22 protein-coding genes are annotated in these 24,542 nt (G+C 56.9%); 20 read left to right on the top strand and 2 right to left on the bottom strand.

Features of this window, described 5'->3' with window-relative positions:
* The first annotated feature begins 186 nt into the window (after window positions 1–186).
* The 18 genes from KHU29_RS13425 to KHU29_RS13340 all read left to right on the top strand — a co-directional run bounded on the left by KHU29_RS13425 (window position 187) and on the right by KHU29_RS13340 (window position 20,849).
* Window positions 187–672: an NUDIX hydrolase gene (locus tag KHU29_RS13425; protein WP_211453298.1), complete on the top strand. Its 486-nt coding sequence runs from the start codon at window positions 187–189 to the stop codon at window positions 670–672.
* Complete coding sequence (mnmA, locus tag KHU29_RS13420) at window positions 665–1,816, top strand: tRNA 2-thiouridine(34) synthase MnmA (protein WP_211453297.1); 1,152 nt, start codon at window positions 665–667, stop codon at window positions 1,814–1,816. Before KHU29_RS13425 ends, mnmA begins: the two co-directional genes overlap by 8 nt.
* Window positions 1,817–2,177: 361 nt before the next feature.
* Window positions 2,178–2,450 carry a DUF4148 domain-containing protein gene (locus tag KHU29_RS13415; protein ID WP_211453296.1) on the top strand — a complete coding sequence of 91 codons (273 nt, stop codon included), beginning with the start codon at window positions 2,178–2,180 and terminating at the stop codon, window positions 2,448–2,450.
* A gap of 177 nt (window positions 2,451–2,627) precedes the next feature.
* Window positions 2,628–4,133 carry an efflux transporter outer membrane subunit gene (locus KHU29_RS13410; protein WP_211453295.1) on the top strand — a complete coding sequence of 502 codons (1,506 nt, stop codon included), beginning with the start codon at window positions 2,628–2,630 and terminating at the stop codon, window positions 4,131–4,133.
* Window positions 4,134–4,145: 12 nt separating this feature from the next.
* The gene (locus tag KHU29_RS13405) at window positions 4,146–6,251 is read left to right on the top strand and encodes an FUSC family protein (protein ID WP_211453294.1); all 2,106 of its coding nucleotides are present in this window, start codon (window positions 4,146–4,148) and stop codon (window positions 6,249–6,251) included.
* Window positions 6,252–6,253: 2 nt separating this feature from the next.
* Window positions 6,254–6,457: a DUF1656 domain-containing protein gene (locus tag KHU29_RS13400; RefSeq protein WP_092416102.1), complete on the top strand. Its 204-nt coding sequence runs from the start codon at window positions 6,254–6,256 to the stop codon at window positions 6,455–6,457.
* A 30-nt stretch (window positions 6,458–6,487) separates the two neighbouring features.
* Complete coding sequence (locus tag KHU29_RS13395) at window positions 6,488–7,381, top strand: efflux RND transporter periplasmic adaptor subunit (protein WP_211453293.1); 894 nt, start codon at window positions 6,488–6,490, stop codon at window positions 7,379–7,381.
* A gap of 222 nt (window positions 7,382–7,603) precedes the next feature.
* Window positions 7,604–9,316: a SulP family inorganic anion transporter gene (locus KHU29_RS13390; RefSeq protein WP_211453292.1), complete on the top strand. Its 1,713-nt coding sequence runs from the start codon at window positions 7,604–7,606 to the stop codon at window positions 9,314–9,316.
* Between the two features lie 14 nt (window positions 9,317–9,330).
* Window positions 9,331–10,452, top strand: coding sequence for a hypothetical protein (locus KHU29_RS22375; RefSeq protein ID WP_211453291.1), 1,122 nt, complete (start codon window positions 9,331–9,333; stop codon window positions 10,450–10,452).
* A 223-nt stretch (window positions 10,453–10,675) separates the two neighbouring features.
* Window positions 10,676–11,200 carry a cytochrome b gene (locus KHU29_RS13380; protein ID WP_211453290.1) on the top strand — a complete coding sequence of 175 codons (525 nt, stop codon included), beginning with the start codon at window positions 10,676–10,678 and terminating at the stop codon, window positions 11,198–11,200.
* A gap of 28 nt (window positions 11,201–11,228) precedes the next feature.
* Window positions 11,229–11,816, top strand: coding sequence for a YceI family protein (locus tag KHU29_RS13375; RefSeq protein WP_211453289.1), 588 nt, complete (start codon window positions 11,229–11,231; stop codon window positions 11,814–11,816).
* A 36-nt stretch (window positions 11,817–11,852) separates the two neighbouring features.
* The gene (locus tag KHU29_RS13370; RefSeq protein ID WP_211453288.1) at window positions 11,853–12,425 is read left to right on the top strand and encodes a YceI family protein; all 573 of its coding nucleotides are present in this window, start codon (window positions 11,853–11,855) and stop codon (window positions 12,423–12,425) included.
* Between the two features lie 266 nt (window positions 12,426–12,691).
* Window positions 12,692–13,060 carry a DUF2946 family protein gene (locus tag KHU29_RS13365; RefSeq protein WP_211453287.1) on the top strand — a complete coding sequence of 123 codons (369 nt, stop codon included), beginning with the start codon at window positions 12,692–12,694 and terminating at the stop codon, window positions 13,058–13,060.
* A gap of 72 nt (window positions 13,061–13,132) precedes the next feature.
* Window positions 13,133–14,179 (top strand): TonB-dependent receptor, encoded by a 1,047-nt coding sequence (locus KHU29_RS13360; RefSeq protein ID WP_211453286.1) that lies wholly within the window; start codon window positions 13,133–13,135, stop codon window positions 14,177–14,179.
* Window positions 14,180–14,550: 371 nt separating this feature from the next.
* Window positions 14,551–15,042, top strand: a complete 492-nt coding sequence (locus KHU29_RS13355) for a DUF3761 domain-containing protein (RefSeq protein WP_211453285.1) — start codon at window positions 14,551–14,553, stop codon at window positions 15,040–15,042.
* Window positions 15,043–15,296: 254 nt separating this feature from the next.
* The gene (locus tag KHU29_RS13350; protein ID WP_092417019.1) at window positions 15,297–15,542 is read left to right on the top strand and encodes a GlsB/YeaQ/YmgE family stress response membrane protein; all 246 of its coding nucleotides are present in this window, start codon (window positions 15,297–15,299) and stop codon (window positions 15,540–15,542) included.
* A 292-nt stretch (window positions 15,543–15,834) separates the two neighbouring features.
* Entirely contained in the window at window positions 15,835–18,537 is a 2,703-nt protein-coding gene (locus KHU29_RS13345) for a M1 family metallopeptidase (RefSeq protein ID WP_246541978.1), read from the top strand.
* Between the two features lie 236 nt (window positions 18,538–18,773).
* Window positions 18,774–20,849, top strand: a complete 2,076-nt coding sequence (locus KHU29_RS13340) for a M13 family metallopeptidase (RefSeq protein WP_211453283.1) — start codon at window positions 18,774–18,776, stop codon at window positions 20,847–20,849.
* Between the two features lie 133 nt (window positions 20,850–20,982).
* On the opposite strand, the gene KHU29_RS13335 is transcribed toward KHU29_RS13340, so the two are convergent.
* Window positions 20,983–21,156: a hypothetical protein gene (locus KHU29_RS13335; protein ID WP_211453282.1), complete on the bottom strand. Its 174-nt coding sequence runs from the start codon at window positions 21,154–21,156 to the stop codon at window positions 20,983–20,985.
* A 170-nt stretch (window positions 21,157–21,326) separates the two neighbouring features.
* Here KHU29_RS13335 and KHU29_RS13330 point away from each other — a divergent pair, with 170 nt between their 5' ends.
* Window positions 21,327–21,935 (top strand): isochorismatase family protein, encoded by a 609-nt coding sequence (locus tag KHU29_RS13330; RefSeq protein WP_211453281.1) that lies wholly within the window; start codon window positions 21,327–21,329, stop codon window positions 21,933–21,935.
* Window positions 21,936–22,093: 158 nt separating this feature from the next.
* Window positions 22,094–23,272: an ABC transporter substrate-binding protein gene (locus tag KHU29_RS13325; protein ID WP_211453280.1), complete on the top strand. Its 1,179-nt coding sequence runs from the start codon at window positions 22,094–22,096 to the stop codon at window positions 23,270–23,272.
* Window positions 23,273–23,558: 286 nt separating this feature from the next.
* On the opposite strand, the gene KHU29_RS13320 is transcribed toward KHU29_RS13325, so the two are convergent.
* On the bottom strand, window positions 23,559–24,491 hold the full coding sequence (locus KHU29_RS13320; protein ID WP_211453279.1) for a 2-hydroxyacid dehydrogenase: 933 nt from the start codon (window positions 24,489–24,491) through the stop codon (window positions 23,559–23,561).
* Window positions 24,492–24,542: the final 51 nt, after the last annotated feature.

The raw sequence follows: 24,542 nt of genomic DNA, 5'->3' as shown, positions 1-24,542 counted from the left end.
ACGGAAAAATTGCGACCCAACAACCTGACGTCTTGATGCAGGTTATTTATCCTAAAATTAATCATTAGTTGCGTGTATGACTACAATCACTTCTTCGCTCTGTGCTAGGCGCTGCGAAAGCCTTCCTTGCCGCTTCTCATCCAAAACCGGCAGGCAAGTTAAAATATCGGATTAACCGAGGAATTTATGACTGACGTTTGGAAACCCTCTGTCACAGTCGCCGCGATCATAGAGCGCGACGGCCGCTTTTTGCTGATTGAAGAAGCGACCAGTGACGGCATCCGCATCAACCAGCCAGCCGGCCATCTCGATCCCAACGAGTCGCTGCTGGAGGCGGTCGTGCGCGAAACGCTGGAAGAAACCGCCCATGATTTCACCCCTACCGCGCTGGTTGGCATGTATATGGCGAGTTATGTATCGGCGCGTACCGGCAAAGCGGTCACTTACCTGCGCTTCGCCTTTTGCGGCGATCTTGGCGCACAGCACGATCAGGCGCTCGATCATGGCATCTTGCGTACCCTGTGGATGTCGCGCGACGAACTCGCGGCCTGCCCCGAGCGCCACCGCGGTTCGCAAGTGTTGCTTTGCATAGACGATTACCTGCGCGGCCAGCGCGCACCGTTAAGCATGCTGAACACCCATCCAAGCGCTTACGGAGTGGCTAATGCCTAGTAAAAAACGCGTAGTCATCGGCATGTCGGGCGGGGTCGACTCTTCAGTCTCGGCCTGGATGCTGAAACAGCAAGGTTATGAAGTCATCGGCCTGTTCATGAAAAACTGGGAGGACGACGACGATTCCGAATACTGCTCGACGCGGCAGGATTGGATCGATGCGGTCAGCGTGGCCGATGTGATCGGGGTCGACATCGAAGCGGTGAATTTCGCCGCCGAGTACAAGGATCGGGTATTCGCCGAGTTCCTGCGCGAGTATCAGGCTGGGCGCACTCCCAATCCGGATGTCCTGTGCAACGCCGAAATCAAGTTCAAGGCCTTTCTCGATCACGCCATGAAACTGGGCGCCGATCTGATCGCTACCGGCCATTACGCCCGGGTGCGGCAAGCCGATTCGGGCCGCTTCGAGTTGTTGAAAGCGGTCGACGCCAGCAAGGACCAAAGCTATTTCCTGCACCGCCTGAACCAGTCGCAGTTATCGCGAACCTTGTTCCCGCTGGGTGAAATCCAGAAGACCGAGGTGCGCAAGATTGCCGAACAGATTCAATTGCCGAATGCTAAGAAAAAGGACTCGACCGGCATCTGCTTTATCGGCGAACGGCCATTCCGCGAATTCCTGAACCGTTACCTGTCTTATAAACCGGGACCGATGAAAACTCCGGACGGCGATGTGGTGGGTGAGCATGTCGGCCTGAGTTTCTACACGCTGGGCCAGCGCAAGGGCATCGGCCTGGGCGGCATGAAGACGCACAAGAATGCCGGTGGCGATAGCGATCCCTGGTATGTCGCCAGGAAAGATGTGGAAAACAACACTTTGTACATCGTCCAGGGACATGATCACCCTTGGCTGCTGTCGTCGACGCTGCAAGCCGGACAACTCAGCTGGGTGTCGGGCGAAGCGCCGGATAGTGAGTTTTTGTCTGCCAAGACGCGCTATCGGCAAGCTGACATGGCATGTGCATTTGAGAGCCTGTTATTGCCGGAAACAGGGACGAAAGCGGGGGCCGAAACAAAAACGGAAAACTTCGCGCTCAATTTCACCGATCCGCAATGGGCTGTCACTCCCGGCCAGTCTGCCGTGCTGTATGACGGCGATATCTGTCTCGGCGGCGGCATCATCGAGTCATCCGGCAGCATTGCCTGACCACTATCTGACCTATCTGACGCTGGTTTTGCATCTTGACGATGCGAAACCAGCGCAATTCCGACTGGCCGCTCTGGCCCGGTCGTTTCTACCCGCCTTACCTCCAAGCTTTCCCTGACTTTGGTTTGTTGTGCGCCTGCAGCAAAAAGTTTCCTTCTATTATTTCTATTTCAGAAATAGTTAATTTCCAATAAGGCCATTTATTGTTGATCGTGGAATCTCTACACTTAGCTTCATCGATGGGCGCAACACACAAGCAATATCAACAACGCAAGTGCGCCGCTCACCGAGGCAGGACCCGACGGGCTGCAATTCCGCCTGTTCCGCCGAGCCCGGTGCCATCAACTTACTGGAGAAAAACATGAACGCCAAACAACTTATCGCAGGTCTCGCAATCTTGGCCGCCGCTGGCAGCGCCATGGCCGTTACCCCATACCCACCTGAAACACCGTTCGTCTCGACCAAATCGCGTGCCGATGTCCAGGCCGAACTGTTGCAAGCGCAGAAAGATGGTTCGCTGGCTGTAGCGCGTAACCAATACCCTGTGATTGCGGCCGCAAGCAAACCGGCCAGCCGCGCTGAAGTCGTGAGCCATATCACCAAAGAAAATTCATCGGTCTACAACGGCAACTAAGCTGAGCTAAGCTGAAAAAGTATCTGATGCGACGCTGACGCGACGAGTTTCAGCGTTACGCAAAAACGCCAGCAATGCTGGCGTTTTGCTATTATTGAATCACATCCTCGTGCACCGCAAAACCCGGGGTTTTAGCAGATAGAAACGTTCAAACCAGTCATTCTATTTTGGGTTCACATGCGGTTATTTTCCCTCCCTAAGCATTACCCTTCGGCCAATCTGCTGCTGGCCTGCTCCTTTACGCTCCTGCTGAGCGCCTGTGCCGATTTTTCGGGCATCACTCCGCAATCCAAATTGACGGATGGTAATTCGCTCTCCGCCGGCGCGGAGCTGACAAACATCGCCAACACCACATGGCCTACAAGTGCCTGGTGGCAAAATTATCGCGATCCGCAACTTGATGCCCTGGTACAGCAAGCCATCGCTGACAGTCCTAATCTGAAGATTGCCCAGGCGCGCATCCGCCAGGCTTCGTCATTGGCCGGCGTGGCGCGCGCCGCCACACTGCCCAAGGTGGGCGCCGAGGCAAGCAGCACGCGCGGCTTGTACTCATCCGAATATATCTTCCCGCCACCACTCGGCGGCAGCTGGAACTGGGACAATGAAATTACCGTCAAGGCCAGCTACGACCTTGACCTGTGGGACAAGGATCGCAGCGCGCTGGAATCGGCACTCGATACCGTCCATGTCAGCGCCGCCGAAGCCCGCAGCGCCCAGTTGAATCTGGAAGTCGCCGTGGTACGCGGCTATCTGCAGCTGGCCACGCAATACGCGCTGCGCGACATCTCCAGCGCGACGCTGGCACAGCAAACTTCCATCGCCAGCATCGCGCAACGAAAACTGGCGGCAGGTCTCGGCACCCGGCTGGAAGTCAGCCAGGCCGAAACGGCATTGCCTGAGGCGCGCGCCAACATCGAGAAGATCGACGAGAACATCGCCCTGCTGCGCAACCAGATTGCCGCCTTAAGCGGCAAAGGTCCAGGCAGCGGCGAGGCGATTCAGCGGCCGCAACTGGCTGCCCGCCTGGTCGGTGCCGACAACCAGGCGCCGCTGGCTATCGGCTTGCCCGACAATGTGCCGGCGCACCTTATCGGCCGCCGCCCGGATGTGATTGCGCAACGCTGGCGGGTCGAAGCGATGGACAAAAATATCGATGTCGCCAAGGCGGCGTTCTATCCGGATATCAATATCTCCGCTTTCATCGGTTTGCAAGCGCTCGGCTTCACCAATTTCCTGAGTTCGTCTGCCGGCGTGCGCGGCGCCGGGCCGGCAATTTCGCTGCCGATTTTTGAAGGCGGCCGCCTGCGCGCCAATCTCGGCGCGCAAACCGCGGCACTCGACGGCGCTATCGAAAGTTACAACAACACCTTGGTGCAAGCCCTGCAAAACGTCGCCGACCAGATCGTCAAACTGAAATCGCAGCAACAGCAACGCGGACAGTCGGAACAGGCATTGGCGCTATCGCAGCAATCCTACGATCTGGCCAAGCGCGCTTACCAGGCCGGGCTGACACCCAATATCAATGTCATACAAACCCAGTTGACCCTGTTGCAGCAGCAGCAACGCGTGGCGCAAATCCGCGCCAGTTACCTGGACAGCTGGGCGCAACTGATGCAGGCGCTGGGCGGAGGTCTCGGCGACGATTTGCCGCAACCCGCTACCACTGCAGCTGCAGAAAAATAAGCGGCGCCAATCATGACAATCGTGAGCGAGATTGCAAGCAATCGGCAAAGCTGGCTGGATCATCTGAAACATGCGGCCGTCAGCTGGGTAGAAGGTCATGGCCAGGATCTGCTGCATATCAGCAAAATCCTGCTGGCGACTTTGCTGGCGCTGGGCCTGTCACTGTTATTCGACCTGTCCAAGCCCGGCACCGCAATGGTGACCGTCGTCATCGTGCTGCAGCCACGCAGCGGCCTGGTGCTGGCCAAGGGTTTTTATCGTTTCGTCGGCACCGCGGTCGGGGTCGTCATGTCGATCATCCTGGCAGCTTCGTTTTCGCAACAACCGGTCTTGTTCCTGGCGGCCGGCGCCTGCTGGCTGGCTTTTTGCACCGCCGGCTCGACCGTATTCCGCAATTTTCAATCGTATGCCTTCGTGCTGGCCGGATACACCCTGGTCATTGTCGGCTTGCCGGCGGCGCTGCAGCCTGATCAAGCCTTCGATATCGCCATGACGCGCCTCGCCGAAGTGATGCTGGGGCTACTTTGCGCCGGCGTCGTCAGCGACGTGCTGTTCCCCAAACAACTGTCCGACGTCCTCTTGCAGATTGCGCGTAAGCGCTTCGCCGATTTCAAGAGCTTCATAGCGTTGGATGACGTTGCTGCCGACTCGCGGCCAGTGCGTGAGCGAATGGTGCTGCGCTTTATCGGCGAAGTCGTTTCGCTTGAAGCCCTGCGCACTTCATCGGTATTTGAAAGCGCTGCCGGACATCTGCAAAGCCTGCGGCTAAGGCAGTTGAATAATGCCTTCATGACCGCCTCCACCACCTTTCATTCGCTCGACCAGCTGTTCGGCCGCTTGCAAGCCAATGGCAAACTAAGCACGCTCGATGCCTTGTTGATGGAGTACAAAGCGATCGTGCGCGCGCTGTCCAGCCAGAATCTCTCGCTGCTGACACAAGTGCGCGGTGAGCTGCCGCAACGCCTGACCGCCTTGCGCCGCGGCCTGGCTGCCAGCAGCGACAGCGACAGCAGCCACCTGCTCGATTTCGACTCGGCCACCGAATTGCTGACAAGATTCGCCTATGAACTGCAGATTTACGCAAGAATCCATGCCGTCGTGATCCAGACCGAGTTGCACCGGCCGGACGACGTCCAGCTGATCTCGCATTATGTGGCGCGCACCGACCCGACGATGGTCGTGACATCAGCCTTGCGGGCGGCGATCGGCTTTGGCGTATCGTCGCTATTCTGGATACAATCCGGCTGGGTTTCCGGCACCGACGCTGTCGTCATGGCGACCGTCGTCAGCGCCCTGTTTGCGGCAGCTCCCTCCCCCTCCAAGATCGTAAAGCAGTTCATGATCGGCGCTGCGCTGGGTGGATTTTTCGGATTCTTGTCGGCGTATTACCTGCAATCGCAAGCAGAAAATTTCTCCATGCTGTGCCTCTCGCTGGCGCCGTTTATCCTGATCGGCGCCTGGCTTAGCACCACCAGGAAATACGCCGGCATCGGCACCGGCATATTGCTGTTCTTCTTGTCCTACGCCAGCATCGGCAGCAATTATCAGTTCGACATGCCGGCGTTGCTCAACGGCATGGCCGGCGGCTTGATCGGGGTTGCGATTGCCCTGGTCATGTATCAGATCATCGACCCATCCGATAGCAGCTGGATCAAACGCCGCCTGGCGCGGGCATTACGACGCCAGGTGGTAGAGGCTTGCAGCCGGCCATTACCCGGATTGGCGGCGCGGTTCGAGAGCGGCACGCGCGATCTGCTGGCGCGCTTTGCGGTCACCCACTCGCTGGAAAATCCGGATGACCGCGATATCATGACCTGGTTATTATCCGTATTGGAAATCGGCCGTGCCGTGATCCAGCTGCGACAGGAAACGCTCAGTGTCACGGATCCTGCGGCGCACGAAAAAATCGAACAATGCATACGCAGCATCGCCCATCTTTTTGCGCGCCCCAACCAAACCCGCTTGCGCGCTGCGCTGGATGCCGTGCTGGCTGCGATTGCCGTTTGCGGCGAGCTGCCGTCCGTGCTGGCCAATTTGCATCTGATGCGCGGCGCCATGCTGGAGCGCATTACCGTGCTGACGCCAGCCGAAACCTCACCTATCATTTCGGAGACTTGACCATGCCGCGCGAAATCGCACTATTCGATGCGCTCATTCCGACCTTGCTGCTGGTATTTATCGGCTGCCTGTTTTTGCAGATGGCAATCGACTGGGTGTTCACCCGCCTGGGCTTGTTTCGTTATGTCTGGCATCCCAACCTGTTCCGGATCGCCTTGTTTTTTTGCATTTTCGGCGCTGCCGGATTGCTGTTGCACACCGCATAATTTGCCGTAAAAATTTGTTCTAAGGCCGACATGAAATCATCAACCATTTTAAAAACCTTGTTGCAGGTAGCGATCACGCTGATTGTGGTGCTGATCGCCTTCCTGCTGGCGCGCGCGCTGTGGGACCGCTACATGAATACGCCCTGGACCCGCGATGGCCGCGTGCGCGCCGACGTCATCAGCGTCGCCTCCGATGTCTCCGGCATCGTGGTCGCAGTGCCGGTAGCCGACAACAGCTATGTGCACAAAGGCGATTTGCTGATGAAAATCGATCCGGCGCGCTACACGCTTGCGTTAGCGCAGGCAGAAGCGGCGGTAGCCGAACGCCGGATCGGCCTGACCACCAAACAACGTGATGCGGCCCGTCGCGCCAAGCTGGATGGCGATGTGATTTCCAGTGAAAACCGCGAAAACTCCAGCGCCGACGCCTCCGCCGCCCAAGCCCTGTATCAAGCAGCCCTGGCCGCACGCGACAGCGCCAAGCTGAACCTGGACCGCACCGAAATCCGGGCCACGGTAGACGGCTGGATCACCAACCTCAACGTACATGCAGGCGACTTCGCCCAGGCCGGCACACCCAAGCTGGCGGTGATCGACGCCAATTCGTTTTGGGTGTATGGCTATTTCGAAGAAAACAAACTACCCCTGATGAAAGTCGGCGACGCCGTCGACATGCGCCTGCTCGGCAGCGAACAGATCATCAACGGTCACATCGACAGCATCTCGCGCGGCATCACCGACCGCGACAATGCGTTAGGCAGCTACGGCCTGGCCAATGTGAACCCGAGCTTCAACTGGGTCCGGCTGGCGCAGCGGGTGCCGGTGCGTATCCATATCGACAAGGTGCCGGATGGCATAACGCTGGCTGCGGGCATGACTTGTACCGTGATTGTGAAACCTGGGCAGCGGAACGACAAAAAATAAGGTCAGAGCCGCGCGGGGAGTGTAATTTTCGTAAAGGACGCGAGAAAAAACTACCCCCCATTTAACTATTGTATGTAGTTGCGCCATCCCAACGAATGATATTTGACATAGAATCAACTGAGCCAATTGGCCAGTTGATTGACGCGCGCTGCCTCATTCCAGCTTCGCATACTTGCCAAAACAGCATAAAATCCAAATACATACCCGTCGCCAGGGAGGCGCATGAGCGCTGCACCATCACAACACGCCGGCCTCAATCCGCCGCCACCCGTCAAACGGGTATCCCTGACGGACGTGATCGCCGGCCTGTCGATTGCCGGACTGCTACTCCCCGAAGCGGTAGCCTATTCCAGCATCGCCAATCTGCCACCGCAAACCGGCGTAATCGCCCTGTTTGCCGGCTTGATCTGCTACGGCTTGTTCGGCAGCAGCCGATTTGCGATCGTCTCCGCCACCTCCTCCTCGGCAGCGGTGCTGGCGGCAGCCACGGCATCGATGGCGAACGGCGACACTGGCCTGAGAATGACGCTGGCCATCGGGCTAGTGATGATTACCGGACTGCTCTTCCTTCTGGCCGGATTGGCCCGCATGGGCAGCGTTACCGATTTCATCGCCAAACCGGTGTTGCGCGGTTTTGCTTTCGGCCTGGCGATTGTCATCATTCTCAAGCAGTTTGCCGGCGTAGTCGGCGCCCATCCCGAACACAGCGACATGACCCGCTTCATTCCGGAAATGGTGGCGCAGATCGGCCGTTGGAACTGGATCAGCGTCGCCGTAATGGCAGTAGCGCTGGTATTGCTCTATTTGTTTGCGCGCCTGCGCCGCGTACCGGGCGCACTGCTGGTGATCGTCATCGGCGTCGTCGCCGGCGAATGGCTGCATTTAACCCGGTACGGGGTTGGCCTGGTGGGCAGCATCCACTTGCAACTGGCGACGCCGACGCTGCCCATGCTCTCACGTGCCGAATGGCTGCGCCTGGGCGAACTGGGCTTTGCCATGGGCATGATCTTGTATGCCGAATCGTATGGTTCGATTCGCGGCTTTGCCATCAAGCATGGCGATCAGGTGGCGCCTAACCGCGATTTGCTGGCGCTAGGCGCATCCAATTTGCTGTCCGGCCTGTTTCACGGGATGCCGGTAGGCGCCGGTTACTCCGCGACCTCCGCCAATGAAGCCGCCGGCGCTACCTCGCGCCTGTCGGGCTGGGTGGCGGCCCTGGTGATGCTGGCGATCGTCTTGACGTTGTTACCTGCCATCGCCCTGACGCCGGAGCCGGTGCTGGCCGCGATCGTGATTCACGCCGTCGGCCATACACTCAATCCCGCCATCTTCCGCCCTTATTTCCGCTGGCGCCGCGACCGCCTGGTGGTAATCGCCTCAGTCATTGCGGTGCTGTTGCTTGGCGTGCTGGACGGCTTGCTAGCCTCGATTGCCATCAGCCTGCTGATGATGCTGCGACAGTTTTCGCAATCGACTATCTCTGTATTGGGCCGGCTCGGCCAAGGCCATGACTACGTCAACATACGTACTCATCCGGAAGCACAGGCGATAACCGGCATCATGATCCTGCGCCCCAACGAGCCGCTGTTTTTTGCCAATGCCGAACGGATACTGGGCCAGGCACGCCAGAACATCCTCGCTGCAGCACCACCGGTACATACCGTCATTCTCAGCCTGGAAGAATCGCCGGACCTGGACAGCTCCAGCCTTGAAGGCTTGCACGATTTTTTCGAATTCGCCGGCGGCCGTGGCTTGCGCCTGTTGCTGGCACGTCTCAAAGATCCCGTATACGACATCATGAAAAGTGCAGTTGCGCCCTGCTTTCCGGCGGAGTCGCTGAGCGCACTGAGCGTAGCGGAAGCGGTGCATCTGGCGTTGACGCCGGTACAAATACAAGCAGGCCAGCAGACTACAGAGCAAACTATCGTAACCTGAACCGGAGAATAACCATGCGTGCAAGCTGGAAAATATTGGCCACCGCGCTATGCGCCACAATGACGACCGCTGCAGTGAATGCAGCAGAGATAGCCTTTTCGTCCCCGGGCGACTTTACCGAAATCGGCCTGAATATCAAAGATACTTATAGCGCCAATCCGGATGTGATCACGCTGGAAGTGACGCTGAGCCAGGATGCCCAGCAGCGCATGGCGGCAGCCAGCGGCGCCGCGCTGGGGCAGGATCTGACGGTGATCATCAATGGCAAGGCGGTCAGTACGTCGCGCGTCAAAAGTGTCCTCGATAATCCGCAATTGGAGATTTCCATGTCGAGGCAAGCCGCCACGGAACTGTTGCCGGTCTTGCTTGGCGTGAATCCCGCTGCAAACTCGTCAACGGCCTCGCAAGCTGCGCCTGTTGTGGCGGCAGTACCGGTTGCCATGGCAGCATCAACGGCGCCAGCAGCGGCCGGCAATCAGCTAGCCTTGCTTGCCGCTGCGCCAGTCGCGGTCGAAACGCGGCAAGTAACGCCGCCCTCGGTGGCGGCATCAATTGTAGAGCCCCCGGTGATGCCGGCACCGGTGGCACAAGTGCCTACCCCGGTGCCTACCCCGGTGCCTACCCCGGTGCCTACCCCGGAACCTGCCTCGGTGCCAGCCCAGTCAGCCGAAGCCGAACTAGCCGCGATGCTTGCAACGGGTAAGATGCCACTGGCAGCGACGGCAGAAACGGCTATTGCGTCGACGGATGTGGCGCCGCCTGTCCCTCCGGCACCTCCTGCACCTCCCGCCCCACCGCCGGCAGTACCCGGCTGGGCGATGGGCGCATGGCTGCCGACCAGCGCCACGCCATCGCCTTATGCCGAAATCAATGCGGGTGACCCGGTGACTATATTTGCCAATGCAGCTGATGCCATCGCCTGCAATAAAGCCAGGTTCTCAGTATTGGAGAGTCGTGATACAAGGGTGCGGCTGCAACTCGCCTCTAACAGCCAGTGCGTGATTTCCGGCGTGCAAATCGACCGTCTGCAAATTTCTTCCACACAAATGCCCGGCAGGATAGCGATCTCGCTCTATACGCGACAGGACGATTTTGATGGCCCGCCTTCCAAAAAGGGCATTTATCGCCGCAAGTAAGCCGGCAAGTAGGCCGGCAAGCAAGCACGAAAGTACGCGGGCATGGCAGACCGGCGCGAGCAACTGATTGCCCGTTGCAAACAGTGTTTAAGAATTTCCGATACTATAGTATATCAGCCGATAAGTTGACAAAAAAATATCGATCATATGAAACTCGCACAAGTTTCATGTGTCTCAACCTCTCTGACCAACCCACTTACGTCCATCTTTCACACCCATATTTATGCAACGCTATACAACTCCTGCCATTGTGCTGCACTGGCTGGTCGCCATTCTTATCGTCGCGACCTTTGCCCTGGGCCTGACCATGGTCGATATTCCGGGCTTGACGCCAACCAAGCTGAAATATTTTTCCTGGCATAAATGGCTTGGCGTGACGGTGCTGGGTTTGGCCTGCCTGCGCTTGATCTGGCGTAAAACACAGGGGGCGCCGCCCTACCCGGACAGCATGCAACCATGGCAGCAGCGCGCCGCGCATGCCTTGCATATTCTTTTGTATGTCCTGATTTTTGCGGTGCCGGTCTCCGGCTATTTTTACAGCCTGGCGGCGGGCGTACCGGTAAGTTATCTCGGCATCATTCCGTTACCGGTGCTGATAGCGCCGAATCCTGACCTGAAACCAATATTGAAACTGGTTCATTACACGCTCAACATGATCATGCTGGGCGCGGTTTCGGTGCACGTACTGGCGGCACTCAAGCATCACTTCATCGATCGCGACGGCGTGCTGAAACGCATGCTGCCCTAAATACACTTTTCCGCAAAAGGAACATTTCATGACATCTACGCATTTCCTGTCGCATACATTACGTACTACCGCATTCGGCCTGATCACCCTCGGCGCCAGCTGGTCGGCCATCGCTGCTCCCCTGAAACCCGATCTGGCCAAGAGCAATGTCACCATCGTGTTCAAGCAGATGAACGTGCCGGTGGAAGCCAAGTTCAAGCAATTCACGCCGCTGATCGATTTCAACAGTGCGCAGCCGGAAACCTCGAAAGCCAGCGTCGACATCGCCATCCCGAGTTTCGACCTGGGCGACCCTGAATACAATAAAGAAGTGCTGAAGAAAGAATGGTTCAACGCCCAGCAATTTCCCAAGGCCAGTTTTGTCACCAGCTCGATCAAGGCCAGCGCTGGCGCACCTGCCGGCAGCAAATACGACGTTGCCGGCAAGCTGACCATCAAAGGCAAAACCACCGATGTGAGTTTCCCCCTGACCGTCAAGAAAGAAGGCGGCGCCCAGGTCTTCAACGGCAGTTTGCCGATCAAGCGCCTGACCTACAATATCGGTGAAGGCGATTGGAAAGACACCAGCATGGTGGCGGACGAAATCATCATCAAGTTTCACCTTGTAGCGAATTAAGTAAGAACACCACCTCCACTGAAAGGATTATCTCCAATGAAATTCAAGCTCATCGTCGCCTCCCTGCTGGCTGCCAGCGCAGTTAGCGCTTTCGCAGCGGTAGACACTTACACCATCGACCCGACTCATACCTATCCAAGCTTTGCAGCTGATCATTTGGGTATTTCCGTCTGGCGCGGAAAATTCGAAAAAACCAGCGGTTCGGTAACCCTGGACCGCACTGCCAAGACCGGTTCCATCGATATCCATATCGATCCAAGCACCATCGACTTCGGCATGTCCAAGTTGAACGAACATGCCACCGGCCCGGACATGTTCGACGTCAAGAAATTCCCTGACGTTACCTACAAAAGCACTGCGATAAAATTCGACGGCGACAAGCCGGTTTCGGTGGATGGCGAATTGACCATCCGCGGCATCACCAAGCCGGTGAAGCTGACCATCAATTCCTTCAAATGCATCCAGCATCCGATGCTCAAACGTGAAGTCTGCGGCGCCGATGCGACCGCTGAATTCAATCGCACCGATTTCGGCATCAGTTATGGCGTACCGAAATTTGCACCGGACGTGAAGCTGGCGATCCAGGTCGAAGCGCTCAAGACCAATTAAATCTGGCTCTGGCAGCGACAAAGCCGGTCAGCCTAGCGCTGGCCGGCTTTTTTTTTTGACGCCAAGAGCAAGGTAATGATCATCTCCTTGCACAATATCGACGACAAGGATTGGTGCAAGGTCGATCTGCACCCAGAGGCTTGGCAACTCACCCGATTACCCAAGGCGTCAATAGGGTTTACCCAACTTGCTCGCGTCCTGGCGACGCGCTACCATACGGCTGAATTTGCCATATCGGCGAACAGTTAACCAGTAACGCTACGCCCATGCTCCACTTGCCCCGCTCATTGCGTCAGCTTGCCGTCTGCCTGGCCATGTTTGCAGCATTGTTGCCAAGCGTGGTGCAGTTGCTGCCTGTCGCCCATGGGCAACCGCTGGGACTAGGCGAACTGTGCAGCACTGCCGGACATGTAAAAGCACCTGACTCCGGCAACCCCGGGGCGCCGGACCAGGATCACCAAGGCCACTGCCTGCTGTGCTTCATCCATGCAGCAGATATCGGCTTACCACCCAGCTTGAATCAATGGCAGGTTCCTGCCAGCGAAGGCGTCGACCTGGCGCCAGCCGTATCAACCCTCCACACCAGCGTAGCCTGGCTCAAACCGCAATCGCGCGGCCCACCGGTCTTTTCTTGATTTTGTCAGCTAGCGCCAACTCTCATGCATGAGAGTTGGCCTTCACGCCTTACAATTTAACCAAGGAACATCATGGCCACGCCATCACACCTCCGCATCCGGCCGGCAGTACCGCCGCGTTCTGCGTTTTCTGCGCTTTCAGCTGCACTCGCTCTTAGCGCACTATTTCCTCATGCGGCACTGGCTTGCGCCAGTTGCGGCTGCACCCTCAGTTCCGACTGGGACAACCTCGGCATCAGCAGTTCTTCCGGGCTGAAGATGGACATCCGCTACGATTACCTGAACCAGGATCAACTGCGTAGCGGCACCGGCAAGATTTCGCCTGGCGCCGCCAGCCGGATTTCCAATAACGGCAATCCGCAAGAAGTCGAAAAGTACACCCGCAACAATTATTTGACGCTAGGGCTCGATTACAATTTCAATCCTGACTGGGGCATCAATCTGCAACTGCCCTACATCATGCGCCGCCATAGCACGTTGGGTACGGCGTCGGACGGCGTCACGCCTGGAGATGGCGGCGGCCAGTACGATTCGCGCACTTCCAGCATCGGCGACATCAAACTTGTCGGCCGCTACCAGGGCTTCACGCCCGAACATAATTTCGGTGTCTTGTTCGGTCTGAAACTGCCCACCGGCAGCCATACCGGTACCGGCACCTCGACCGATCCCACCGCGCCCGGCCCGGTGCCTATCGATCGCGGCCTGCAACCCGGCACCGGCACCACCGATGCCATTCTCGGCGTCTACTATATGGATACGCTCAACAAGGATTGGGATTACTTCGTCCAGGGGATAGTGCAGAAGGCGCTGAATTCCAGCGATCAATATCGCCCTGGCGACGGCGCCAATCTGAATCTCGGCCTGCGCTATATGGGCAGCGCCGATTTCATCCCGCAAATCCAGCTGAACGTGCGGCGCGTATTGCATGATGTCGGCGCCAATGCCGACACGGTCAGCACCGGTGGCACCCTGGCCTATCTCAGCCCTGGCATAACGGTGCCGGTCAGCCCCCAGATCTCGCTGTACGGCTTTGTGCAATTACCGGTTTACCAAAAAGTCAATGGTGTGCAGCTCGCCCCACGCTACACGGCAACCATAGGCGCGCGCTACGCGTTTTAACCATGAATGTGCAAGCCGGTGCAAATTGACGCCTGGTATCGGCTTGCGTCACTTTCTCAAAATAAGTAACTTTTTAACAATATCGGCCGATGCATACCTTGCAAGCAAAATGTTTCCCGATATACATCAAAAAGTCATAAATCAAGGGCTTACAGCAGAAATATCACAATTGTTTTCAATTGTATCGATAGTTATGTCAGCCATATTCAATCCGGCCGCGTTGATTACCTACCTCGGTCATATTGCCAGGTACGGCTCACAACACATTGCTTATTGGTGCTGCGGGTAGACAGATTGAAGTAGACATATCGAAACAAAGAGTGCGCCAGCTCAACGGCCACACAAGCATCACTTACTCCATGGAGAAAAAAATGAAAGCATTGTTTATTTCAGCAGCAATTGCAGCAGCCTTACTGACTTCCGTCGCCAGCTATGCCCAGGCACCCGCTGCGGCGCCAGCCGGCACCACCGGCCTGTGCAAGGACGGCAGCTACTCCTCCAACGCTACCAAGAAAGGCGCTTGCGCTGGTCACAAAGGCGTAAAAGACTGGTATGCCACTGCTGCCGCTGCACCAGCAGCAGCTGCTGCCGCTCCTGCAGCCGCAGCACCGGCCGCGGCTCCTGCCGCCATGGCTAAAACCGCTCCGGCAGCAACCCCTGCTGCTCCCGCCAAACCAGCTGCTGCAGCAACTGCTCCGGCAGCCGGCGGCGGCCCTGGCCAAGTCTGGGTCAACACCAGCAGCAAGGTATACCACTGCCAAGGCAGCAAATACTATGGCAAAACCAAGGTCGGCTCCTATATGACAGAAGCCGCTGCCAAAGCAGCAGGCGCACATGCCGACCATGGCAAAGCTTGTAGCTAATAGCTGGCAACATAGCTAACGGCAACGGGGCTCAGGGTCACTAATGATCCTGAGCCCCGTTGCCGTTTCTGGTTGACGATTGTGACGGCCGGCAGCGTGGGATCCGATAAAACGCACTCCAACTCACTTTCCAACCCACTTTCAAATTTTATCTATCTTTAACAATTGGACGATTATCTTTGATGCTGTTTCAAGGCTGTTTACGCTACTCTTGGCTGGTAGTCTAAAGATAATCAACTCTGAAAGGAAATATCATGGGCTTTATCGCTTGGTTGATAATTGGCGCGATTGCTGGATGGCTAGCCGGTGTTCTGGTCAAAGGCGGCGGCTTCGGCGTGTTGGTTGACATCATCGTTGGTATCGTCGGCGCCTTCATCGGCGGCTGGCTGGCCGGCGTCCTGGGCATCCATGTTGGCGGCGGCTGGATTGCATCAATTGTGACAGCCACCGTGGGCGCTGTGATCTTGCTGTTCATTCTGCGGCTTATTAAGCGTGCCTGAATACACGCACCCGAATAAACTTAAAACTCCGCGTAAATCAGACTGCATAGTAGTTTGAATAGAAGCCGCCTCAATTTTCGAGGCGGCTTTTTGTTTTCCCTCTATCACCTTTACTTATTCCAGATAAGACAAGCTGACAGCCGCGCCGGCATTGGCGCGCACTAAACAAGCGCAATCACGGTGCACGCATCGCGAAAAACATTTTTGCTTTTTATATTCATACTATTTCCTAGCGAATCGGCGTAGTGCAGGCTAGAATCCCAAGACCAAATTTGGGAGGATTTCATCTGTGATGTGTACTACCCGTCGTTTCACATTAGCCGCTCTCGCTATCAGCATCGCATCATTCAACGCCGCAGCGGCGACCCCGGATGATGCTGCACCACTGGGAAAATTACCGCGCTGGGTTCAACCGCTGGCTTATCAGCTCGACTTTCGGGTCGATCCGCATCAGCTTGAATACACCGGCAACGCCACCATAGACATCGAACTGAAACAAGCTGCCGATCACCTGTGGCTGCACGGCCATGATTTGAGCGTCAGCAAAGTCACGCTCACCGATAGCAGTAAGAAAATTCACACAGCCGAATACAAGGTAGCGGCGAAAAAGGAAGGCGTCGCAACACTCGAATTTGGCCAGACGCTGCCAGCCGGACGTTATAGCGTGATGCTGGAGTACAGCGCGCCGTTCAATCAGCAGCTGGAAGGTGTGTACAAGGTCAACAGTCAAGGCGAGCCGTATGTCATCACGCAGATGGAGGCGATCAGCGCACGCTATGCCTTCCCCGGTTTCGACGAACCGGCATTCAAGACGCCCTTCACGCTCAGCCTGACCGTACCTGAAAACCAGGTTGCCGTCGCCAACACCCGGCAAGTCTCAGAACGGAAACTGGGCGACGGTTGGCGCAAGCTCAGCTTTGCCACTACCAAGCCGCTGCCGACTTATCTGGTGGCGTTTGCCGTCGGTCCATGGGATGTCGTGAATGGCCCGAAAATCCCGGCGACGCAATGGCGTTCTCACGCAATACCGCTGCGCGGCATCACACCCAAAGGTGAAGGCCAGCGCATCAAGCCGGCGTTGGCGGAGACGCCAGCCATCATCACTGCGCTGGAAGATTATTTCGGTTTCGGCTACCCGTTCGACAAGCTGGATTTGCTGGCAGCGCCTGACTTTGCCGCCGGCGCCATGGAGAATCCGGGACTGGTGACTTTCCGCGATTACCTGATGCTGCTCGATGCCAATTCGCCGGCGCACAATGTGCGCAGCTCGTTCAATGTCAATGCCCACGAACTGGCGCATCAATGGTTCGGCGATACGGTCACCATGCCATGGTGGGACGATCTGTGGCTGAACGAAGCCTTTGCCACCTGGATGCAAAGCAAGATCACGCGGCAGCTGCATCCGGAATACCGTGCCGACCTGGAGCTGATCGGCGGCGCCAACTACGCCATGCAAAACGATAGCCTGGTCAGCGTGCGCCGCATCCGCCAGCCGATCACCGGCAACGGCGATATCGAAACAGCGTTCGATGGCATCACCTACCAAAAGGGCGCGGCCGTACTGAATATGTTCGAGCGCTACCTGGGCGCGGATACTTTCCGCAAGGGCGTGCGGGCGTATATCAAGCAACATCAGTTTTCCAGCGCCACCGCAGACGACCTGATCGCCGCGCTGACCAAGGCGTCCGGGAAAGACCAGCGTCTTGCCAAAGCAATGCAAAGTTTCCTCGATCAAGCCGGCGTGCCGCTGGTAGACACCACCCTCAGCTGGGAAAACGGCAAGGCGGTACTGCATCTGAAACAGCAGCGTTACCTGCCGCTGGGTTCGACCGGCGAAGCCAAGCGGCTGTGGGGCATTCCAGTGTGCGTACGCTATAGCATCACCAACGGCGCTGCCGCCGGCGAGACAAAAACACAATGTGAATTGCTGGACCAGAAACAAGGCCAGATGGTGCTGCAAGGTGCGTCTGCCAGCAGCTGGTATATGCCCAATGCCGACGCTGCAGGCTACTATCGCTTTAACATGGCGCACGACGATCTGGCACGTCTGACCGGCAATCTCGAAAAGCTGCCCGACACCGAACAGCTGGCATACGCTGACGCCATCAACGCCGGCTTTGGCCGCGGCGATCTGGATGCAGCGGCAGTATTGGCAGCGGCGCCGCGCCTGGCCAAATCGGACACGCGCGAAGTGGCGACAGCGCTGATTCCGACACTCCAGTGGTTATCCAGGTACGAAGCGCGCAGCGATGCTCAACGCACCCGTCTGACTGAGCTGGCACGCAAGCTGTATCTGCCGCGGCTGCAGCAACTCGGCTATCAGCGGCGCGCCAATGAAAGCCAGGACGATGCCTTGTTACGCGCTTCTCTGGCAGACTTTCTTGCGCTCGACATGAAATTGCCAGAAGTGCGGCAGGCTCTGCTGGCACAAGGCAAACAGGCGTTGCAACCGAATGCCGATGGTCAGCTCAATCTGGAAGCAGCCAACCCCGACCTGTTGCGTTCGGTGCTGGCAGTCAGCACGCAAGATAGCGGCAGCACCGCCATCGACGCGTTAATCAAGGCGCTTGGCACCGCCAGCGAACCGGCGCAACGCATGGCGATGCTGGCCGGCCTGGGCTCTGCCACTACCGCCGGCAGCGCTGAACGTGCCCGCAACCTGGCGCTGGATCCACGCGTCAAAATCGGCGAGATGAGTACCTTGTTGCGTGCCAGCCGGGAAGATGGCGAAGGCCGCGAAGCAATGTGGAAGTGGTTTACCGCCAACCATGTGCAACTGATCAAGCGCAGCGGTGAAATGTCCGGCAGCAGATTGCCCGGGCTGGTTGCCGGCGACAGCTGCTCGCAACGCGAAGCAGATCGCCTGGCAGCTTTTTTCCAGCCTTTGCTCGAACATTTGCCTGGCGCCGAACGCGGCCTGGCGCAAACCCGTGAACAGACTTTGTTATGCACTGCGTTGCGCGATAAGCAAGATCCGGAGGCCATTCTGCGCTGATGGCAGAACAATGGAACAATGGGGCTATGTTCGTCTTGGCGTATCAGCGGGCTTAAGTCCAGGGCTTAAGTGGCTTCAAGTAGTTTCAGATAGTTTGAAACTGATTTCAAACTGATTTCAAACTGATTTCAAACTGATTTCAAACTGATTTCAAACTGATTTCAAATTTCAATAGTTTTATAGAATGCCTTACAAGGCTGTTTTTTCCGATGACTTCTCATAAGGATTATTTACTCGTGAAACGCTCTCTAATTTGTGCAGCAGTGCTGACCCTGGTTGCCGGCTACACCGTCTCCACCGCCAGCTTCGCTCAAACTCCCCGCACCGCCGCCGCTGCTGTCGTCGCCTCGAAGCAGGTCAGCGGTATCGACATGCAGAATGCCGACCTGACGGTACGCCCTCAGGATGACTTCTATAGCTACGTCAACGGTAGCTGGCTCAAGAAAACCGAAATCCCTGCCGACAAATCGTCATGGGGCGCGTTCTATGAGTTGCGTGAAAACTCGTTGAACCAGCTGCATACGATCGTCGACGCCGTCAGCGCCGAAAAGAACATCACGCCCGGCTCCAACCAGCAAAAAATCGCCGATCTGTATGCCAGCTACATGGATGAGCCGGCGTTGGAAGCACTGGGCGTCAAGCCGTTGAGCGAAGAATTCGCCCGCGTCGATGCATTGAAAGACAAGAAACAGATCCCGAGCCTGATCGCCCATCTGAACAGCATCGGCGTCAGCGCGCCTTACGATCTGGGCATTCATCAAGACGCTAAAGACTCAAGCAAAGTCATTGCCGATCTCGGCCAAAGCGGCCTCGGCCTGCCGGACCGCGATTATTACCTGAAAGCCGACGACGCCAAGCTGAAAGACACGCTGGCCAAATACCGGGCACATGTGGAAGCCATGCTGACTTTGTCCGGCGACAAGGCGGCCCGCAAAAACGCCGCCAGCATCGTCGCTCTGGAAACCGAGCTGGCCAAGGTGCAATGGACCAAAGTTCAGAATCGCGACCCGGTCAAGACCTACAATCGGGTTGAACTGGCGCAGTTGCACACGCTGGCTCCGCATTTCGAATGGGACGGCTATCTGGCCGGCGCCGGTTTGAAGGACAAGGTGTCGTATCTGGTGATCAGCCAGCCTAGCTATATCAAAGGTCTCGACAAGATTCTGGAAAAGACTCCGCTGCCGGTCTGGAAAGCGTATTTCAAATGGCATGTGCTGAGCAGCTATGCCTCTGACCTGTCCAAGGAATACGTCGATCAGAATTTTGCATTCAAAGGCACCGTGCTGCGTGGCGTACCGCAAAACGAACCACGCTGGAAGCGCGGCATCAATGTGGTCGAAGCCAGCATCGGCGAAGGTTTGGGCCAACTCTATGTGGAGCAATTTTTCCCGCCTGAAAACAAAGCCCGCATGGAAAAATTGGTGGCCAACCTGATCGCCGCCTACCACCAAAGCATCGACGGCCTGGACTGGATGGGCGCCGATACCAAGAAGCAGGCGCAAAAGAAATTGTCTACGCTGATGCTGAAGATCGGTTATCCGGACAAATGGCGCGACTACTCCAGCCTGGTCATCAAACGCGACGACCTGGTCGGCAATGTGATGCGCGCCAACCAGTTTGAATTCAAGCGCAATATCGATAAGCTCGGCAAGCCGGTCGACCGCACCGAATGGGGCATGACGCCGCAAACCGTGAACGCTTATTACAACCCTGAGTTCAACGAAATCGTGTTCCCGGCTGCGATTCTGCAACCGCCGTTCTTCAACGCCAACGCTGACGACGCCGTCAATTACGGCGGCATCGGCGCAGTGATCGGCCATGAAATCAGCCATGGCTTCGACGACCAGGGCAGCCAGTACGATGAGATCGGCAATTTGCGCGACTGGTGGACCAAGGAAGATCACGAGAAGTTCGCGGTCAAGACCAAGGCCCTGGTAGCGCAATACGGCGCTTACAGCCCGGTTCCCGGCTACAAGGTTAACGGTGAACTTACCTTGGGTGAAAACATTGCGGACAACTCCGGCCTGACCATCGCCTACAAGGCTTATCACCTGTCCCTGGCTGGCAAGACGCCGGCGGTAATCGACGGCCTCACCGGCGATCAGCGCTTGTACCTGGGCTGGGCTCAGGTATGGCGCGGCAAGGTGCGCGATGCACAGGCTATCGTTTATGTGAAGACCGATCCGCACTCGCCGCCACGCTTCCGCGGCAACGGCACGCTGAGCAACCAGCCTGGTTTCTACAGTGCATTTGACGTCAAGCCGGGCGACAAGATGTATCTGTCGCCGGAGCAACGCGTCCTGATGTGGTAACGGCAGCCATCGCTATAACCAAAAAGCCACCGACATTGTCGGTGGCTTTTTTATTTGATCGTAGGGAGGGCGGGTTTTATTGCCCATACTGTGCCGATCCGAACACCGCGTGGGCACAAGTACGTGCCCACCCCTACACCAGATAATTTTGCTGGATTCGTTCGACATCGATATCGAGTACCTGACGCAAATAGCAATCCATGCCTTCATACTCTTCTTCGATCATTGCCATATTCTGGATTGCCTCAAAGCTGATATGGCTGTCGTCTCGCGCACCATTCGCTTGCTCATCTGAAGAGTTCAGCATGAGCCTGATTTTTCGCTAGTGGGCACTGAGATATTCAACATTCCTGTTCCTTATGTAAATTTAACGATGCATGTTCATGCTTGATTTTATGCCAGATTCAGCCCCAAATTCCGATAGGCGGCCACAAGGGTAAAATAACGCAAAGACAACCTCACATAGGAACATTGCACATGGTTACCCCGCTCAACAACCTCAACGTTCCGCTTGCGATTGACCCCAAAACCACGGCGCTGGTGCAGATTGATCTGCAGCACAGCAATCTTGGCCGCCCGCTGGCGCCGCATTCCGGCTCTCAGGTTGTGGAGAATTCAGTGAGGCTGGCAAGTGCATTCCGTCAACTCGGCGGCACGGTCATATTCGTGCGGGTGGATGTCACGCAGTTACTGCGGCTTAGCGCCGATGCGCCGCTGATGCGCCCGCTGGATGCGCCACCGCTACCTCCAAATGCTTGCGACCTGGTGCCGGAAGCGATGGTTCAGGATGGCGATCTGACCGTCACCAAGAAACAATGGGGCGCGTTTCACGGCACCGACCTGGAGCAACAATTGCGCCGTCGACATATCCGCACCATTGTGCTCACCGGGATCGCCACCAATATCGGCGTTGAATCCACCGCCAGAGCCGCCTACGACCTGGGCTATGAATTGCTCTTTGTGGAAGATGCAATGAGCGGCATCAGCGCCGAGGAACATCGCTTCGCCATCGAGCATATGTTCGTCCGCATGGGACATGTGCGCCGTACCGCTACGGTATTGCACAGTTTGGGTTCGCTTGAATAGGTATGAATACTGATAAAAACGCCAATTCCCGTCAAAACCACTTCTTCTTTTGTTTTCCTACGGCAATAAATCTATAATATGCAAGGTTGCAGTGCGGTAACGCTGATTTGATGCCCAATCCGGTATTGCAACGCCTGATCAACATGAGAAAGTGGCACATGCGACTCCGACGTCATCTTTTGTCTTCCGTACGATCCTTCGTATTTTCCTTCGCACTACCGCTGGCAATTGGCGTCTGCAGCCCGCTATCCGCCAGTTTTGCGGAATCCGGCGTCACCGACCAGAAAATCGTGCTGGGACAATCGGCCGCATTCTCCGGCCCCGCTGCACAGTTGGGGATTCAGATGAATGCCGGCGCCAAAGCCTATTTCGACTCTGTCAATGAGCAAGGCGGCGTCTACGGACGGCGTATTGAAATCATCAAGGCCGACGACAAATACGAAGCCGACCTGGCAGCAGCCAATACCAAGCGCCTGATTGAAAAGGACGATGTGTTTGCCTTGTTCGGCTATGTCGGCACACCGACCAGCAATGCCGCATTGCCGATTTTCACACAAGCCGGCGTACCGTTCTTTGCACCCGTGACCGGCGCCCAATCGCTGCGCGAACCGCTGAACCACCAGGTCTTCAATATCCGCGCCGGCTACTTCGATGAAACCGAGCACCTGGTGGAAAAACTGGTTAACGTCGGCATCAGGAATATTGCCGTGTTCTACCAGAACGACGCCTATGGCCGCGCCGGACTGGAAGGCGTGCAGCGTGCCTTGAAGAAGATGAATGTGGAACTGGTCGAGTCCGCCACGGTGGAACGTAACAGCAGCGACGTCAAGCTGGCCGTCAGCAAGATCTTGCCGAAACGCCCTGCCGCGATCATCCAGATCAGCGCCTACACCTCGTGCGCCGCTTACATTAAGGAAATGCGCAAAGCCGGCTATACCGGCCAGTTCTACAACGTATCGTTCGTCGGTAGCCAGGCATTGTCGGATGCGCTCGGCAAGGAGGGTGAAGGCGTCGTCATTTCCCAGGTGGTGCCATTCCCCTGGAGCTCGTCAATCCCGGTGGTTGCTGAATATAACAAGCTGATGGAAAAAAACGGTGTCAAAGAACCTAACTTCTCCAGCCTGGAGGGTTTCATTGCGGCCAAGGTATTCGTCGAAGGCTTGAAACGCGCGGGCAAGGATCTGACACGGGCAAAACTGCTCAAGGCGCTGGAAACGATCAATGTGAAAAATTATAACGGCGGCGGCTTCGATGTCACTTTCACGGGCAGCAACCACAGCGGCTCGAAATTCGTCGAGATGACCATGATTACCAAGGATAAGAAATTCTTGAATTGACCGGTTGAATTGACCGTTTGAATCGGACATGCATCCGACTAAAAAAAATCCGGCTCGATGCCCAATGCCGTTCAGTTAAGACGCCAGAGATATCTCCGTCATGCGTCGTTCCCGCGAACGCGGGAATCCATTTTCATTGTTTCACTCGGTAATTTGGATCCCCGCGTTCGCGGGGATGACGGAGCCGCCGCGGCGGCTGGCCACGTCATATCACTTAACTGAACGGCATTGGGCATCGAGCCGGATTTTTTTCGCGCATCATTCGATGACAATACCAGTCATCGTCTCAAATCGGCGTCAGTACCGCCTGCCCCGAAAAATGCAGCTTGGCATTCTGCAGAAACAATCGGACCGTCTCCGCCACCGATTCGGGCGACCATCCTGCCACATGCGGCGTCAGAACCGCATTCGGCAAATTCAGCAATTCAGCCGGCGGCAACGGTTCGCTCTCGTAGACATCGAGGCCGGCGCCGGCCACCCGACCATCCCGCAAGGCTTGCGCCAATGCCGCAGTATCAATCACGCTGCCACGTGCAATATTGACGACAAACCCCTGCGGCCCCAAAGCATCCAGCACCGGGCGATTGATCATGTGGCGGGTGGTGGCGCCGCCCGGCGTGGCGACCACCAGGAAATCGGCCCATTGCGCCAACTCCAGCGGCGAAGCGAAATACGCGAACGGCACATCATCGCGCGCCGAACGGTTGTGATAGCCGATCGTCATGTCGAAACCTGCGGCGCGGCGTGCAATCTGCTTGCCGATCGTGCCGAGTCCGATAATCCCGAGACGCTTGCCGGATACGCTCGGCGGCAAAGGCAAGGCGTCGCGCCAGATGCCTTGATGCAGCGCCACGCCCAGTTGCGGAATGCCGCGTACCGTCGCCAGCAACAAACCCATGGCGTGATCGGCGACACAAGCGTCGTTGGTGCCGGCGCCGTTGGACACCGTAATGCCACGCTCACGCGCAGCGGCAACATCGATGTTTTCAAAACCGGCGCCCAGCGCGCAAATCAGTTCCAGCTTCGGCAAGACGGCGATTTCCTCGGCGCGCAATCCGATTGAGCCAATCGTCAGTACTGCCCGTATCGCGTCAGCGTGGCTGGCGATAGCGGCGCTGCGTTGTTCAGCTGTGGGGGCATAGACGATCTGAAAGTCTTGCGCGATGCGTTGCAGACTTTGATCGGACATAGGATTGAGAATCAGGAGAGTAGAAAGCATCGGTCGTGGGTGCTAGAAGGGTTGAATGCAGGACGATTTGGGTCAGTCTGC

Source organism: Collimonas antrihumi, assembly GCF_018304965.1.
Classification (GTDB): domain Bacteria; phylum Pseudomonadota; class Gammaproteobacteria; order Burkholderiales; family Burkholderiaceae_D; genus Collimonas; species Collimonas antrihumi.
Note: the sequence above shows the minus strand (reverse complement) of the source record. Positions and strands in the feature narration are given on the sequence as shown.